Source organism: Streptomyces sp. NPDC051172, from assembly GCF_040682555.1.
GTDB lineage: Bacteria > Actinomycetota > Actinomycetes > Streptomycetales > Streptomycetaceae > Streptomyces.
Genome location: NZ_JBFBBE010000352.1, coordinates 1 through 1,416 on the forward strand (window position 1 = coordinate 1; position 1,416 = coordinate 1,416).

Consider the following 1,416-nt stretch of genomic DNA (forward strand, 5'->3'; position numbering starts at 1 on the left):
ACCTGCGCGACGGCGTCGGCGGCCACGGCGATCAGCGGGGCGTCGGCGATGACGTCCACGTGGTGCAGCCCCGAGGCCAGCCCGGACTGGGCGGCGCCGAGCACGTCGCCGACGCCGCGCTGGGCGAGGTCCTCCTGCGCGATGCGCATGCCGTCCTGCTCCTGGGCCAGGACCTCGAGCCGGCGCAGCGACGGGTGCCCGTCCGGCAGGCGCGTGGCCAGCAGGCAGACCGCCGCCCCGGGTCCGCGGCCCACGCGGCCGCGCAGCTGGTGCAGGGTGGACAGGCCGAAGTCGTCGGCGTCGAGGATCGCCATGACCGTCGCGTTGGGCACGTCCACGCCCACCTCCACGACGGTGGTCGCCACGAGCACGTCCGTCTCGCCGCGCGCGAAGGCCTGCATCGCCGCGTCCTGCTCGGCCTGGTCCATGCGCCCGTGCACGGCGTCGATCCGCAGTCCCGCCAGCGCGGGGAGACCCCGCAGCCGGGGTGTCATCTCCTCCACGTTGGCGTGACCCGGGTCGGCGTCGTCGGGGTCGATGCGCGGGCACACCACGAACGCCTGGTGGCCGGCCGCCACGTGCTCGGCGATCAGCTCCCACACCCGGCCGATCACGCGCGGGCCGTGGGCCATCCGCGCCACGTGAGTGGTGACCGGCTGTCGCCCCGAGGGCAGCCCCTCGAGCACCGACAGGTCCAGGTCGCCGAACACCGTCATCGCCACGGAGGACATGGCGAGCACGTCCACGTTGGTGAGCACGTCCACGTTGGTGCGCATCTTCTTCAGCGCCTCCTTGTGCTCGACGCCGAAGCGCTGCTCCTCGTCCACGACCACCAGGCCCAGGTCCTTGAACTGCACCTGGTCGGAGAGCAGCCGGTGGGTGCCGATCACCACGTCCACCTCGCCGTGTGCGAGCCCCTCGACGACCTCCTTGGACTCCTTGGCGGTCTGGAACCGGGAGAGCGCGGCCACCTTGACGGGGAAGCCGGCGAACCGGTCGGAGAACGTCTGGTGGTGCTGGCGGGCGAGCAGCGTCGTGGGGACGAGGACGGCCACCTGCTTGCCGTCCTGCACCGCCTTGAACGCGGCACGCACGGCCACCTCGGTCTTGCCGAAGCCGACGTCGCCCGAGACGAGCCGGTCCATGGGACGGCCGCCTCCATGTCCTTCTTGACGTCCTCGATGGTGGTCAGCTGGTCCGGCGTCTCGATGAACGGGAACGCCTCCTCCAGCTCGCCCTGCCACGGGGTGTCCGGGGCGAACGCGTGGCCCCGCGAGGCCATGCGGGCCGAGTACAGGCGGATGAGCTCGCCGGCGATCTCGCGGGTGGCGCGCTTGGCCTTGGACTTGGTCTGCGCCCAGTCCGAGCCGCCCATCTTGGACAGCGACGGCGTCTCCCCGCCCACGTAGGTGGAGA

2 protein-coding genes are annotated in these 1,416 nt (G+C 72.4%); one reads left to right on the forward strand and one right to left on the reverse strand.

Annotation, left to right across the window (positions count from 1 at the left end):
* On the reverse strand, positions 1–1,145 hold a 1,145-nt coding region (locus AB0N07_RS51025; protein WP_365847827.1), incomplete at its 3' end, for a helicase-related protein.
* 15 nt (positions 1,146–1,160) lie between these two features.
* Between AB0N07_RS51025 and AB0N07_RS51030 the strand changes: the two genes are divergently transcribed.
* Positions 1,161–1,409: a hypothetical protein gene (locus AB0N07_RS51030; RefSeq protein WP_365847829.1), complete on the forward strand. Its 249-nt coding sequence runs from the start codon at positions 1,161–1,163 to the stop codon at positions 1,407–1,409.
* The last annotated feature ends 7 nt before the right edge of the window (positions 1,410–1,416 follow it).

What these genes read in the sequence shown, in the direction of transcription:
- AB0N07_RS51030 (WP_365847829.1), top strand. Translation starts at nt 1,161, where the DNA reads ATGTCCTTCTTGACGTCCTCGATGGTGGTCAGCTGGTCCGGCGTCTCG.